The organism is Mesorhizobium oxytropidicola, from assembly GCF_056174625.1.
In genome coordinates, this window is the sequence record NZ_CM149692.1 from 2,094,900 (window position 1) to 2,108,698 (window position 13,799).

At 64.3% G+C, this 13,799-nt stretch carries 11 protein-coding genes and 2 pseudogenes; 5 read left to right on the forward strand and 8 right to left on the reverse strand.

Annotation, left to right across the window (positions count from 1 at the left end; translation table 11 throughout):
* Positions 1-41 precede the first annotated feature (41 nt).
* The 4 genes and pseudogenes from kdpB to AC0V8S_RS10540 all read left to right on the forward strand — a co-directional run bounded on the left by kdpB (position 42) and on the right by AC0V8S_RS10540 (position 6,204).
* Entirely contained in the window at positions 42-2,135 is a 2,094-nt protein-coding gene (kdpB, locus tag AC0V8S_RS10525) for a potassium-transporting ATPase subunit KdpB (RefSeq protein WP_475437637.1), read from the forward strand.
* 11 nt (positions 2,136-2,146) lie between these two features.
* Positions 2,147-2,710, forward strand: a complete 564-nt coding sequence (gene kdpC, locus AC0V8S_RS10530) for a potassium-transporting ATPase subunit KdpC (RefSeq protein ID WP_475437638.1) — start codon at positions 2,147-2,149, stop codon at positions 2,708-2,710.
* Between the two features lie 57 nt (positions 2,711-2,767).
* Positions 2,768-5,509, forward strand: coding sequence for a DUF4118 domain-containing protein (locus AC0V8S_RS10535; protein WP_475437639.1), 2,742 nt, complete (start codon positions 2,768-2,770; stop codon positions 5,507-5,509).
* A gap of 6 nt (positions 5,510-5,515) precedes the next feature.
* A pseudogene (locus AC0V8S_RS10540) lies at positions 5,516-6,204 on the forward strand (response regulator transcription factor).
* 25 nt (positions 6,205-6,229) lie between these two features.
* Here AC0V8S_RS10540 and AC0V8S_RS10545 read toward each other — a convergent pair.
* From AC0V8S_RS10545 to AC0V8S_RS10580, 8 genes and pseudogenes are all read right to left on the reverse strand, one after another.
* Positions 6,230-7,666, reverse strand: coding sequence for an MFS transporter (locus AC0V8S_RS10545; RefSeq protein WP_475437640.1), 1,437 nt, complete (start codon positions 7,664-7,666; stop codon positions 6,230-6,232).
* A gap of 217 nt (positions 7,667-7,883) precedes the next feature.
* Positions 7,884-8,368 (reverse strand): annotated as a pseudogene (locus tag AC0V8S_RS10550) (DUF992 domain-containing protein).
* A gap of 87 nt (positions 8,369-8,455) precedes the next feature.
* A complete protein-coding gene (locus tag AC0V8S_RS10555; protein ID WP_183463020.1) occupies positions 8,456-8,932 on the reverse strand; it encodes a DUF992 domain-containing protein in 477 nt (158 codons plus the stop codon).
* A 208-nt stretch (positions 8,933-9,140) separates the two neighbouring features.
* Positions 9,141-9,995: a tetratricopeptide repeat protein gene (locus AC0V8S_RS10560; protein ID WP_475437641.1), complete on the reverse strand. Its 855-nt coding sequence runs from the start codon at positions 9,993-9,995 to the stop codon at positions 9,141-9,143.
* A 144-nt stretch (positions 9,996-10,139) separates the two neighbouring features.
* Positions 10,140-10,406, reverse strand: a complete 267-nt coding sequence (gene rpsU, locus AC0V8S_RS10565) for a 30S ribosomal protein S21 (protein ID WP_010911429.1) — start codon at positions 10,404-10,406, stop codon at positions 10,140-10,142.
* A gap of 176 nt (positions 10,407-10,582) precedes the next feature.
* Positions 10,583-10,969 (reverse strand): SET domain-containing protein, encoded by a 387-nt coding sequence (locus AC0V8S_RS10570; RefSeq protein ID WP_183463018.1) that lies wholly within the window; start codon positions 10,967-10,969, stop codon positions 10,583-10,585.
* 111 nt (positions 10,970-11,080) lie between these two features.
* Positions 11,081-11,839, reverse strand: a complete 759-nt coding sequence (locus AC0V8S_RS10575; protein WP_475438599.1) for an SDR family oxidoreductase — start codon at positions 11,837-11,839, stop codon at positions 11,081-11,083.
* A gap of 109 nt (positions 11,840-11,948) precedes the next feature.
* Positions 11,949-12,317, reverse strand: coding sequence for a YrdB family protein (locus AC0V8S_RS10580; protein ID WP_475437642.1), 369 nt, complete (start codon positions 12,315-12,317; stop codon positions 11,949-11,951).
* A gap of 215 nt (positions 12,318-12,532) precedes the next feature.
* Between AC0V8S_RS10580 and AC0V8S_RS10585 the strand changes: the two genes are divergently transcribed.
* Positions 12,533-13,786 (forward strand): sarcosine oxidase subunit beta, encoded by a 1,254-nt coding sequence (locus AC0V8S_RS10585; protein ID WP_475437643.1) that lies wholly within the window; start codon positions 12,533-12,535, stop codon positions 13,784-13,786.
* The last annotated feature ends 13 nt before the right edge of the window (positions 13,787-13,799 follow it).

Genomic DNA, 13,799 nt, shown 5'->3' on the forward strand with positions numbered 1-13,799 from the left:
CGATCGGTGCCCGCCAACATTTCAGATACTGGAGCCAACAAATGAGCCAGTCCAAATCCGCGAGCATCATGGATGCCCGCATCTTGTGGCCCGCCATCGGCGGGGCCTTCAGGAAACTGAACCCGCGCACCTTGATCAAGAACCCGGTGATGTTCGTCGTCGCCGTCGTCTCGGCGCTGACCACCGTTCTCTTTGTCAGGGATCTCATCACCGGCGGCGGCGATTTCAAGTTCACGCTGCAGATCATCATCTGGCTGTGGTTTACCGTGCTGTTCGCCAATTTCGCCGAAGCGGTCGCTGAAGGCCGCGGCAAGGCGCAGGCCGACTCGCTGCGCAAGGCGCGCACCGAGACCCAGGCCAAGCTTCTGGCCGGCGAGGACCGAGCCAAGTTCAAGCTGGTGCCCGGCACCAGCCTGAAGGTCGGCGACATCGTCCTCGTCGAGGCCGGCGACATCATCCCGTCGGACGGCGAGGTGATCGAAGGCGTCGCCTCGGTCAATGAAGCGGCGATCACCGGTGAGTCGGCGCCCGTCATCCGCGAATCCGGCGGCGACCGCTCGGCGGTCACCGGCGGTACGCAGGTGCTGTCCGACTGGATCCGCGTGCGCATCACCGCCGCCTCCGGCCACACCTTTCTCGACCGCATGATCTCGCTGGTCGAAGGTGCCGAACGCCAGAAGACGCCGAACGAGATCGCGCTCAACATCCTGCTCGTCGGCATGACGCTGATCTTCGTGCTGGCTACCGCGACGATCCCGAGCTTCGCCGCCTATTCGGGCGGCTATATCTCGGTGACCGTGCTCGTCGCCCTGTTCGTCACTCTGATCCCGACCACGATCGGCGCGCTGCTGTCGGCGATCGGCATCGCCGGCATGGACCGCCTGGTGCGCTTCAACGTGCTGGCCATGTCCGGCCGTGCCGTCGAGGCGGCCGGCGACGTCGACACGCTGCTGCTCGACAAGACCGGCACGATCACGCTCGGCAACCGCCAGGCGACGGAATTCCGTGCGGTCAAGGGCGTCACCGAGCAGGAACTGGCCGACGCGGCGCAGCTTGCCTCGCTTGCCGACGAAACGCCGGAGGGCCGCTCGATCGTCGTCTTAGCCAAGGAGAAATACGGCATCCGCGCCCGCGACATGGCAACGCTGCACGCAACCTTCGTTCCCTTCACCGCGCAGACCCGCATGAGCGGCGTCGATGTCGACGGCTCGTCGGTGCGCAAGGGCGCGGTCGATTCCGTGCTTGCCCATGTCAACCAGTCGACGGTCGCCGCTCACGGCACGCGCCCAAGCAGCGAGTCCGTGCGGGATCTCCAGGCGATCGCCGACGAGGTCGCCAAGTCCGGCGGCACGCCGCTGGCGGTCGAGCGTGACGGGCGCCTGCTCGGCGTCGTCCATCTCAAGGACATCGTCAAGGGCGGCATCAGCGAGCGCTTCACGGAACTGCGCCGCATGGGCATCCGCACGGTGATGATCACCGGCGACAATCCGCTGACGGCGGCCGCGATTGCCGCGGAAGCCGGTGTCGACGACTTCCTTGCCCAGGCGACACCCGAGGACAAGCTGAAGCTGATCCGCGACGAACAGGCCAAGGGCAAGCTGGTCGCCATGTGCGGCGACGGCACCAACGATGCGCCCGCCCTGGCCCAGGCCGACGTCGGCGTCGCCATGAACACCGGTACGGTTGCCGCGCGCGAAGCCGGCAACATGATCGACCTCGACAGCGATCCGACCAAGCTCATCGAGATCGTCGAGATCGGCAAGGCGCTCTTGATGACGCGCGGCTCGCTGACGACATTCTCGATCGCCAACGACGTGGCCAAGTACTTTGCCATCATCCCGGCCATGTTCGCCGTCTTCTACATCGCACCGGGACAGACCACCGGCCCGCTGCAGGCGCTCAACATCATGCATCTGGCGACGCCGCAGAGCGCCATCCTGTCGGCGATCATCTTCAACGCGCTGATCATCATCGCGCTGATCCCGCTGTCGCTGAAAGGCGTCAAATATCGTGCGATCGGTGCCGGCGCGCTGCTCAGCCGCAACCTCTTGGTCTACGGCCTCGGCGGCATCATCGTCCCGTTCGTCGGCATCAAGATAATCGACATGGCCGTCACGGCCCTTGGCCTTGCATAAGGATCATTCCGATGCTCAAGCAAATCAGACCCGCGATCATCATGATCGTCTTCTTCACCGTGCTGACCGGCCTGGTCTATCCCCTGGGCATGACCGGCATTGCGCAGGCGCTGTTCCCCCGCCAGGCCAATGGCAGCCTGATCGTGAAGGATGGCAAGGTCATCGGCTCCGAGCTGATTGGCCAGTCCTTCGCCAGCGACAGATATTTCCATGGCCGGCCCTCGGCCGCCGGCAACGGCTACGACGCCACGGCGTCGGGCGGCACCAATCTCGGCCCGACCAACCCCAAGCTTATCGAGCGCATCAAGGGCGACACCGAGAAGCTGAAGGCGGAGAATCCGAACCAGCCTGTGCCGATGGACCTGGTGACGACGTCCGGCAGCGGCCTCGATCCGCACATCAGCCCGGATGCCGCGTATTTCCAGGTTCCGCGCGTCGCCAAGGCCAGGGGCATCGACGAAGCCAAGGTCAAGACACTTGTCGACGGCCAGGTCGAAGGCAGGGAACTCGGCTTCATGGGAGAGCCGGTGGTCAATGTGCTGGCGCTCAACCTGGCGCTGGACGCCGCGAAATAGGTGATGGCGAGGGCCGGGGATCGACAGCATCCCCGGACCTCTCCATGATCGATCCTGATGCCGGAAGACAGAAGCAACGAAAACCGACCTTCCCCCGACGCGCTGCTCGAGCATGCCGAGCGGGAGGGGCGCGGCCGTCTGCGAATATTCCTCGGTGCCGCCCCCGGTGTCGGCAAGACGTACGAGATGCTGATGTCTGGCCGTGCCAGGCTGGCCGACGGCATCGATGTGGTGATCGGCATCGTCGAGACGCATGGCCGCAAGGAAACCCTGGCCCTGGTCGACGGCTATGAGGTCATTCCCCGCCGCAATGTCGACTACAAGGGGCGCGTCCTCGACGAGATGGATATCGACGCCATCCTCGCCCGGCGCCCGGCGCTGGTTCTCGTCGACGAACTCGCCCACACCAACGCGCCCGGCAGCCGCCACCCCAAGCGCTATCTCGACGTCCAGGAAATCCTGACGCAAGGCATCGACGTCTACACGACGCTCAACGTCCAGCATGTCGAAAGCCTGAACGATGTTGTTGCCCAGATCACCAAGGTCAGGGTCCGCGAGACGGTTCCTGACTCCATCATCGACCAGGCCGACGATGTCGAGATCATCGATCTCACCCCCGACGACCTGATCAAGCGGCTCGAGGAAGGCAAGGTCTACTTCCCCAACACGGCGCAACGCGCCATCGAGAACTATTTCTCGCCCGGCAATCTGACGGCGCTCAGGGAACTGGCGCTGCGCCGCACTGCCCAGCGCGTCGACGAGCAGTTGCTCAATCACATGCAGTCCCATGCCATCCAAGGGCCCTGGGCGGCCGGGGAAAGGGTCCTCGTCTGCCTCGACGCGCGCCTGGGCGGTGCGGCCCGCATCCGCTATGCGCGCAGGCTGGCCGACCGGTTGCGTGCCCCGTGGACAGCACTGCATGTCGACAGTCCCCGCTCGGCCAGCATGCCCGAGGAGGACAAGGACCGGCTGGCAAACAATTTGCGCCTCGCCCAGCAGCTTGGCGCCGAGGTGACGACCATTCCGGGTCAGAATGTGGCGCAGGACATCGTGCGCTATGCGACGGCGAACAATTTCACCCATATCGTGGTCGGCCGGCCGACCCGCTCGCGCTGGCGCGAACTGATCGAGGGCTCGCTGACCTATGATCTCATCCGCAATGCCGGCGACATCAGCGTCCATGTCATTTCGGGAAACGAACGCAGCACCGAGGCGACGTCGAGGAACGTAAGGACCGCGGACGAGCAGACGCCATTCCAAATCTGGCCCTATCTCCTGGCCACGGCCTATGTCGCCGGCTCGCTCGCCTTCGCCGTGCTGCTCGACCAGTTTCTCGATGTTCGCAACCTCGCGATCATCTTCCTCATCGGGGTGCTGGCGTCGGCGGTGACCGGCGGTCTCTTGCCGGCTCTGTACGCTTGTCTCCTCAGCGCCCTTGCCTTCAACTATTTCTTCCTGGAGCCGCGCTACACGCTGACGATCCGGGATCCGGAGAGCATTGTCGCGCTCGGCGTATTCCTGGTCGTCGCCGTCATTGCCAGCAATCTGACGGTGCGCGTGCAGCGCCAGGCGATCGCCGCCCGCTCGCGGGCGCGGGCCACGGAGGACATCTACCTCTTTTCCAAGAAGCTCGCCGGTGCCGGCACGCTCGACGACGTTCTGTGGGCCACCGCCTTCCAGATCGCCTCGATGCTCAAGCTGCGGGTGGTGCTGCTTCTGCCTGAAGACGGCACCATCACCGTCAAGGCCGGCTATCCGCCCGACGACACGCTGGCCGAGGCCGACATTGCCGCCGCCCGCTGGGCCTGGGAGCACAACCGCGCCGCCGGGCGTGGCGCCGATACGCTGCCCGGCGCCAAGCGGCTCTATCTGCCGTTGCGGACGGGGCGCACGGCAATCGGTGTCGTCGGTCTCGACAATGACAAGCAAGGCCCACTGCTGACGCCGGAGCAGCAGCGCCTGCTCGACGCGCTGGCCGACCAGGCGGCGGTCGCCATCGAACGCATCCAGCTCGTCGCCGATGTCGACAGGGCCAAGCTCGCCGCCGAAGCGGACAGGCTGCGCTCGGCGCTGCTGACCTCGATTTCGCATGATCTGAAGACGCCGCTCGCCGCCATCATGGGCGCGGCCGGCACGCTGCGGGAATTCGCGCCCGCTCTTCCCGAACAGGACCGGGCGGAGCTGCTGACGACCGTGCTCGACGAATCCGAGCGGCTGAACCGCTTCATCGCGAACCTGCTCGACATGACCAAGATCGAGTCCGGCGCAATGGAGCCGAACTTCGCTTTCCACTACGTCGGAGACATCGTCGGCTCCGCCCTGCAAAGGGCGAAGAAGATCATCGCCGAGCACAAGACCGAGATCGACATCCCGGCGGATTTGCCGATGTTGAAGGTCGATCCCGTGCTGTTCGAGCAGGCGCTGTTCAATCTCCTCGACAATGCGGCGAAATACGCGCCGGCAGGCTCGACGATCCGCGTGCAGGGTTGGACCGACAATGGTTCCGTCATCCTGCAGATCATGGATGAGGGGCTGGGCATTCCTCCTGGCGATCTGGAACGGATTTTCGACACGTTCTACCGGGTGCGCAAGCGCGACCAGGTTCGCGCCGGCACCGGGCTCGGCCTGTCCATCTGCCGCGGCTTCATCGAGGCGATGGGGGGCACGATCACCGCGGCAAACCGAACCGACCGTTCGGGTGCGGTTTTCACCATCAAAATGCCGAAGCCGACGAACCCGCCCGATCTCGGCGCCGCCAGTACGGACGACAATGATGTGGGTGATTTGGGATGTGGGTGATTTGGCATGACGAACACGAATGTCAGGATACTGGTCGTCGATGACGAACCGCCGATCCGCAAACTGCTGCGCGTCGGCCTCGGCAGCCAGGGCTATGCGGTCAGCGAGGCGCCGAACGCCAAGGCGGCGATCGAATTGATGGACCAGGAAAAGCCGGACCTGGTGCTGCTCGATCTCGGCCTGCCCGGCATGAGCGGCCATGAGCTGCTGCGCAAATGGCGTGACGACGGCCTCGACATTCCCGTCGTCATCCTCTCCAGCCGCACCGACGAGGCCGGCATCGTCAACGCGCTCGAACTCGGCGCCGACGATTATGTCACCAAGCCGTTCGGCATGAACGAACTGGTGGCGCGCATCCGCGTGGCGCTGCGGCACAAGTTCCAGCAGCAGGGCGAGAAGCCGGTCTTCCAGAGCGGTGACCTCAGCGTCGATCTGGTCAAGCGCATCGTCAAGGTCGAGGGCAAGGAGATAAAACTCTCGCCGAAGGAATACGACATACTGCGCATCCTGGTGCAGCATGCCGGCAAAGTGCTGACCCACCATTTCATCCTGAAGCAGATCTGGGCGACTCGACCGACGTGCAATATCTCAGGGTCTATGTCAGGCAGCTCCGGCAGAAGATCGAGAAGACCCCCGACCAGCCGCACCACATCACCACCGAAACCGGTGTCGGCTACCGCCTGCGGGTCGACTGAGACAGCCCCATCGATTGAAGCTGCTTCAGCCGATGGCTTCCAGCGGCCGGTTTGCGGCCGTGGATGCCCGCAAGGCGGCGAAACAGCCGAGAATGCCAAGCGGGACGAAAGCGAGGAACAGCCAGCTCGCGACATTGGCCGCCGCGTCATGGTTCAGCCCTTGCGAAAAGCCGCTGGCATTGGCGACGATGCCGGCAAGGGCAGCACCCACGGCGTAGCCGATGCGCTGCATGGTCGGCACCGCGGCCGAGGCGATGGTCTGCTCCTCGTCCGGGGCGGAGGCGACGATGACGCGGGTCAGGAACGGCCAGGCAATGCCGAAGCCGCCGCCCTGCAACAGGGCGCAGACCAGGATCAGCGGGATCGAGCCGAGGGGTATCGTATAGGCAAAGCCGGCAATACCGGCCGCGATCATCAGCGCACCGACGACGATGATCAACCGCTCGCGTTGCGGCGGGGCGTTGGCGACGAGGATCGACAGGATCGACCAGGCGATCGATTCGGCGGCGATGATGTAGCCGGTGGTCAGAAGCGGAATGTCATGAAGGCTGGTCAAAAGCAGCGGCCCGTAGACGCCGAAGGAGCAGGTGGCCACGGAAAAGGCTGCGACCATGGTCATGCCGGCGCCGACTGGCGTGTGCCACGAGAACAGCCGCGACGGGAACAACCGGGAGCGCGGCTTCAGCGCGTCGATGGCGAAGAATAGCGCCAGGCCGGCGAGGCCCAGCACGATCAGCAGCGAGGAGCGCAGCAGGGCAATGTCGACGCCGGCAGAGGCGATCAGCACCACGGCAACGGCAAGGCAGGCAAGGGCGGCGAACGGGAAGGGCGGTGTCTTGCCCGTGCTTGCGATGGGTCGCGTTGCTTCCGGGGTGTTGAGCACGAGGAAGCTGGCCAGCGCCATGGCGGTGCCGCCGAAAGTGAAGACGCCGAAGGCCCAACGCCATGACAAAAGCTCGGTCATGATCGCGCCGAGCAACGGGCCGCTGAAGGCGGCAACGCCCCAGATCGCCGACATGATGCCGAAAAGCTGCGGCCAGATGGCGCGCGAGAACAGCCGCTCGACCGAGACGAAGGCGAGCGACACCAGCGCGCCGCCGCCCAGCCCCTCGATCAGACGGCCGGCCAGGAACAGTTGCATGGAAGGCGAGGTGGCGCAGATCAGCGCCCCGGCCGCATAGAGCAGGGCCGCGACCACCATATTGGTACGCAGCGCCACATAGCTGACCAGACGTCCGGCCGCGGCACCGGCGACGATGGCGCCGAGCTCGTAGATCGCCAGCGACCAGCCGACGAGTTGCACCCCGGCCAGTTCACCAACCATGGCCGGCATGACGGTCGCCACCATCGTCTCGTTGGTGGCGTGCAGCAGGATGCCGAGGCTGATGAAGCAGAAGCGCGCCAGATCGCCGCTCGCCCACAATGCGCGCCAGTCGACCCTGTTTGTGCTGATTTCAGTCATGTCCACCCCAGTCCTGCATATCTCGATGCCGGCGCATGCCACCAGAAGCCAGCAAGGCTTTCCGGCAGGACCATGCGCGACAATAGCGCCGCATCCAGGCGCTGCTCAGTCGGGGCAGGTTTGTAAGACCTCAACCACGGTTGAGTTCAAGCGGTTCGTTTCGGTGGACCATCGCAACGTTCGAGATTGGCCGAAGCCGCCTCCGACGTCGACGCCATCAATTCTCGGTGCTGCGCAGCTGGAACTGGCTGACGCCGATGGCGAGATTGATTCCGGTCTGCGTCTGCAGGCTGAGCGGCTGCAGGGTGAAGGCCTGCGATGAACCGCCGACCAGCAGATTGGCGCCGGCCCCCACGGCCGCCGTCACCTCGGCGCTGGCGCCGATATAGTCGCCCGCCAGTGCACCCGGCGCGTAGATGTTCTTCAGCGGCGTCAGCACCAGCCATTGCATCACCGCCTGCTTTGTCGTGCCGATATCGAGACCGTATTTGTTGACGGCGCCGAAATAGGCTTCCGGCGCGAAGCTCTTGTCGGCCGGGTGAAGGTGCAGCTCAGATCCTTGCTCGAGCCGAAGATGAAGCCGGTGCCGCCCGATATGGCGCATTCAAGCGTGCCGAGTTCGATGCCCCGGTCCTGTGCTCGTGCCTGTGGCGCGCCAAGCACGATGGCAATCACGGCAGCAGCGATGGCTGTCTTCGGCATACTGTCCCCCTCAAAAATAAAACGGCGCGGAACCATCCTATCCGGTTCCGCGCCGCAGGGTAGAGAGGAGCGCTTGGCTCCATGCAATCACTTCAGCGAGTGGATCAGCTCAAGGGAGGTCACGGCCACGGCGAGATTGACGCCGGTCTGTGCCTGGACGCTGAGCGGCTCCAGCATGAAGGCGCTGTCGAAGCCACCGACCAGCAGATTGGCGCCGCCACCGGTGACGACGCTCGCCTCGGCGTTGACGCCGTAGTAGCTGCCGGCAAGGTCACCCGCATCGCGGTCGCGGGTCGCGGCAAAAACCGCCCAGACGAGCTGGCCCTGATGCGTCTGGCCGAGATCGACACCGATCTTGGAGATGACGCCGGTGTAAATCTCCGACGGTCCGTGATGGTAGGGACGGAAGACGCAGGACACGCCCTTGTTGGAAGCGACGATGTAGGCGGTGCCGCCATCGATGGTGCAGTCGAGCGTGCCGAGTTGCAGCTTGCCGGCGCTGGCCGGGGCGGCAGCGAATACGGTCGTTGCAAGGGCAGCGGCGCAGACGAGTTTCTTGATCATGGGAGGGTCCTTTCGCAAATCGCCTGGAAATAACGGCTTGAATGGCCAGAGCGTTCCGTCGAAAACTTGGCGTGAACAAGGCAAGGGTTAACGCATTGTCGCAGGGGTTAACGCGCGGTTGCCGGATTGGCGGCGATCTTCGGCGCCGCGTGTCCTTTTGGACACGCAAGCAACCCGTACTGCTTAGCCGGTTAAGCGGAAGCCGATCTCAGCTGGCGCTGCCACCGACGCGCGACAAGCCGTCCTTGGCCGGCTGGTAGCTCGGGTTGAGGCGGACGGCTTCCTTGTAGGACTTCGCCGCCTTCGCCTTGTCGCCGCGCCGCTCGTAGATCAGCGCCTGGTTGGCCCAGGCCTCGGCGTTCTTGCCGTCGAGCTTGATGGCCATGTTGAAATCGGAGAAAGCGTTGTCCTCGTCGCCCGTCGCCAGATAGGAGAGGCCACGGCCGTTGTAGGGCTCGGCGGCATCCGGCGCCAGCGAGATGGCGGTCGAGAAATCCTCGATGGCGAATTTGTGCTGGCCCTGGCTCTGATAGATCAGGCCGCGATTGTGGTAGGCACGCGCATCCGTCGTGTCGAGCTGGATCGCCTTCTGGAAATCGTTGAAGGCGTCCTGGGTGCGGCCCGCCTTGCGGTAGAGATTGCCGCGGCCGATATAGGCGGCGTCATAATTGCCGTTGATCTGGATCGACTTGTTGTAGTCGTCGAGCGCGGCCGCCTGATTGCCAAGGAAGCGCTGGATAAGCGCCCGGTTCGAATAGGCCTGGTAGAAATTCGGATTGAGCTGGATGGCCTGGTTGAAGTCCTTGAGCGCTGCCTGGTACTGGCCGCCACGGCCATAGGCCGAGCCGCGCACATTGTAGCCTTCAGGATCCTGGGGATTGCGCTGGATGACCGCCGACAGCGAGGAGATGTTCTCGCTCGACCCTTGCGCCTTGTCGATGTTGTTGAACTCGCCGGTCGGGCCTGATGTCTGGCAGCCGGCAAGCACCAATCCGGAAAGCAGGGCGGCTGTCAGGGCGAAACCACGCAATGCGGTCCCGCGCTCCACGCTTGTTGCGTTCATGTCTGCCCTGTCCTCACTTCAAGCCGCGTCGTTCAGGTCCGGATCCCCCCTCCGGGCCGGGTCACAATCAAAATAAAAAGGTGGCGGCGATTCCGCATCGCGCCACCTCAGTATCCTTCGAAAAGGACGAAATATTGGCGATAATCAGCGCGGCGGACGCGCTGCGCCAGCGGCACCACCAGCAGCCACCGGACGCGGCGTCATCGGCAGCAGGCCTTCGCGCTGGGCGCGCTTGCGGGCCAGCTTGCGGGCGCGGCGCACGGCTTCCGCCTTTTCACGGGCGCGCTTCTCGGAAGGCTTCTCGTAGTGACCGCGCATCTTCATTTCGCGGAAAATGCCTTCGCGCTGCATCTTCTTCTTGAGCGCGCGAAGCGCCTGATCAACGTTATTGTCGCGGACGAGTACCTGCACGGGCAATCCTGTCTTTCGGGTTTGATATCAACAGGCAAGTGGCCATAGCCACTAGCCTCCGCGGCGGTCGACACCACGAATTGTGGCGGCTGATAGCAGAATCAGGCCGCGCTGTCCACAGTCGAAATGAAGGACAACAGCCAAATTGCCACGGTCGCCCCGAGATAGGGCGCCAACTACGCGGTGGCCAGGTGCAGCCGCTCGAAATCCTCGAAGAATTCGCCGTAGTCGCAGGTGATCTCTTCACCCGCTGCGATGTCGCGGGTCGCGGTGGCGCCGCCATATTGCGAAAAGTCGGTGTTCGGCGTCGCCGAATGGTTCATGAAGCGGCCATTGTCGACTTCATAGACCATGAAACCCGGCCGATCCGGGCTCGGATAGGCATAGCGGTCGAGCAATTCCTTCAGGGGCTCCGGTGCGGCCTCATATTTGTCCATCGGGATCAGCCGGTCGAAATCCGGGTCAAGCCGCCAAATCGAGGCGCCTTTCCGGATCGGCTCGGCGGCGAACATGCCGACGCCCTCGATTGCGCTCGCGGCCACATAGGTTCGGATCAGCATCATGGTTTCGGGACCCGTTTCGATGAGAAAACGGAATCGCCAAATCGCGCGGAAAAAGCAAGACCGGCCGCCTGCGTCAAAGCGGCGAACCGGCCTGTTCGATGCAAAAACCCTTCACGTCCGGTTGATCGAGACGCCGCCATCGGCAAACAGCGCGGTTCCCGTGGTGAAGCTCGAAGCGTCCGAGGCAAGGTAAAGCGCCGAGCGGGCGATCTCCTCCGGCTGCGCCATGCGCTTCAGCGCATGGATACCTTCGACAAAAGCGCGGGCTTCGGGCGTCGTTGTCGTCGCGCCCGGTGTATCGGTGCCGCCCGGCAGCAGCGCGTTGACGCGCAGGCCTTTCGGCCCGTATTCGGCGGCCAGAACCTGTGTCAGGCCGATCAGGCCGGCCTTGGCGGCGGCGTAGGCGGCCATGCCCGGCATGCCGGCGGTGTAGCCGACAAAGCTGGAGGTGAAGATCAGCGAGCCGCCGCCGCGCTCCAGCATGGCGGGTATTTGGTATTTCGCCCCTAGAAAGGCACTGGTCAGGTTGATGTCCATGGTCTCGTGCCATGTCGCCGGCATCATGTCGGGCAGGGGCGCCATCAAGCCGACGGCGCCGGCATTGTTGAAGGCGATGTTGAGGCCGCCGAAGCTTTCGACCGCCAGATCGACAAGCGCCTTCGCATAGGCTTCGTCCCTGACGTCACCGGCAAGGGCGACGGCCGTGCCTTGCGCGTCCGATATCTCGGCGACAAGTGTGTCGAGCTCGGCCTGACGGCGGGCGGCGACGACGATCTTAGCGCTTTCCTCGGCGAAGAGTTTTGCCGTGGCGCGGCCGATGCCGGAACTGGCGCCAGTGACGATGGCGATCTTGTTGGCGAGTGCGAGCATCTTTTGCATCCCTGTTTTTCGCGCTGGTCTCAGCGGCAATCGGGATGCTTGGTCGCAGATGGGGCGGGGAGGAACCACCCGATACCTGCGAAGGTGTCGTCGTCCTGCACTATTGCTTCAGCAGCCAGCCGAGCCGATCGAGCGAGAAGGCGTAGCTGATGACAATCAGCACAGCCATGATGATGCTCGTGGTCGTGTAACCCGCAGCATAGAATCCGGCAGCGCCGCCGAACAGGATGATCAGTTCGAGCGCGAGCCGCACTGTGCCCGGCACAGGCACCGGTGCGCGGCCTGACCGGCTTGGGTCGTTGAGCACCGCGAAGGTGCCCCACAGCACGGCCGCAATGAGCGGCAGGGCCAAAGCGAGGACCCAGCGCCACCATTCGTCGGAGAGGGTCCAGCCGGCAATGCCGAGACCAACCAGGGCGGCAAGCTCCAGCAGGAAGCGCAACGTCAAATTCCACCAGGCATTGCCCACGATCGCTCTCCGAAGATTCGCGACAGGCAATGTGGCTGAAGGCCGTCACGACAGCCAGCCCGCATGCCTCTTTTTCGTCGTGGCGCAAAACGGCAAGCGCCGTCGCAAACAGCGCAAGGGTGGAAGCGCCGTTTCGCTAGTGATACACCTCGCGCGCCGGGCCGAACAAAAGCCCGGCTGCAATCCGCTAGATCTGTTGGCGCGAGGCTGGGACGTTGAAAAAATATTCGGTATTCGCCATCGCACGCGAGGCCATGCGCGGCCACAAGGGCTGGGAGGAGCAGTGGTCCTCGCCGGAGCCCAAGAAGGAATACGACGTCATCATCGTCGGCGCCGGCGGTCATGGGCTGGCCACCGCCTATTATCTTGCCACGGTGCATGGCATCACCAATGTCGCGGTGCTGGAAAAGGGCTGGCTGGGCGGCGGCAACACCGGCCGCAACACCACCATCATCCGCTCCAACTATCTCTATGACGAGAGCGCCGGCATCTACGACCATGCGCTGAAACTGTGGGACGGGCTCAGCCAAGAGCTCAACTACAACGTCATGTATTCGGCGCGCGGCGTCATGATGCTGGCGCACAATGTGCACGACATCCAGGTGCTGAAGCGCCATGTCCATGCCAACCGGCTGAACGGCATCGACAATGAATGGCTGTCGCCGGAGCAGGCCAAGGAGTTCTGCCCGCCGCTCAACATCTCCAGGGATGCGCGCTATCCGGTCGTCGGTGCCGCCTTGCAGCGCCGCGGCGGCACGGCGCGCCACGATGCGGTCGCGTGGGGCTATGCACGCGGCGCTTCGGCGCGCGGCGTGCACATCATCCAGAATTGCGAGGTCACTGGGGTCAAGCGTGCGCCGAACGGCGCGGTCATGGGTGTCGACACGACGCGCGGCTTCATCGGCGCCAAGAAGGTCGGCGTCGTCGCGGCCGGCCATTCCTCGGTCATCATGAACATGGCCGGCGTGCGCATGCCGCTGGAAAGCTATCCGCTGCAGGCGCTGGTGTCGGAGCCGATCAAGCCGGTGGTGCCCTGCGTGGTGATGTCGAACACCGTGCACGCCTATATCTCGCAGTCCGACAAGGGCGAACTGGTGATCGGCGCCGGCACCGACCAGTATGTCTCCTATTCGCAGACCGGCGGTCTGCACATATTGCAGCATACGCTCGACGCCATCTGCGAGATGTTCCCGATCTTCACGCGCATGAAGATGCTGCGCTCCTGGGGCGGCATTGTCGACGTGACGCCCGACCGCTCGCCGATCCTGGCCAAGACGCCGGTGCCCGGCCTCTACGTCAATTGCGGCTGGGGCACGGGCGGCTTCAAGGCGACGCCCGGTTCGGGCCATGTCTTTGCCCACACCATCGCCAAGGACGATCCGCATCCGATCAACGCGCCCTTCACCATCGAGCGCTTCCGCACCGGCCGCCTGATCGACGAGGCGGCGGCGGCGGCGGTGGCGCACTGATGGCCGTCGAGAG

What these genes read in the sequence shown, in the direction of transcription:
- kdpB (WP_475437637.1), top strand. Translation starts at nt 42, where the DNA reads ATGAGCCAGTCCAAATCCGCGAGCATCATGGATGCCCGCATCTTGTGG.
- kdpC (WP_475437638.1), top strand. Translation starts at nt 2,147, where the DNA reads ATGCTCAAGCAAATCAGACCCGCGATCATCATGATCGTCTTCTTCACC.
- AC0V8S_RS10535 (WP_475437639.1), top strand. Translation starts at nt 2,768, where the DNA reads ATGCCGGAAGACAGAAGCAACGAAAACCGACCTTCCCCCGACGCGCTG.
- AC0V8S_RS10545 (WP_475437640.1), bottom strand. Translation starts at nt 7,666, where the DNA reads ATGACTGAAATCAGCACAAACAGGGTCGACTGGCGCGCATTGTGGGCG.
- AC0V8S_RS10555 (WP_183463020.1), bottom strand. Translation starts at nt 8,932, where the DNA reads ATGATCAAGAAACTCGTCTGCGCCGCTGCCCTTGCAACGACCGTATTC.
- AC0V8S_RS10560 (WP_475437641.1), bottom strand. Translation starts at nt 9,995, where the DNA reads ATGAACGCAACAAGCGTGGAGCGCGGGACCGCATTGCGTGGTTTCGCC.
- AC0V8S_RS10570 (WP_183463018.1), bottom strand. Translation starts at nt 10,969, where the DNA reads ATGATGCTGATCCGAACCTATGTGGCCGCGAGCGCAATCGAGGGCGTC.
- AC0V8S_RS10575 (WP_475438599.1), bottom strand. Translation starts at nt 11,839, where the DNA reads ATGCTCGCACTCGCCAACAAGATCGCCATCGTCACTGGCGCCAGTTCC.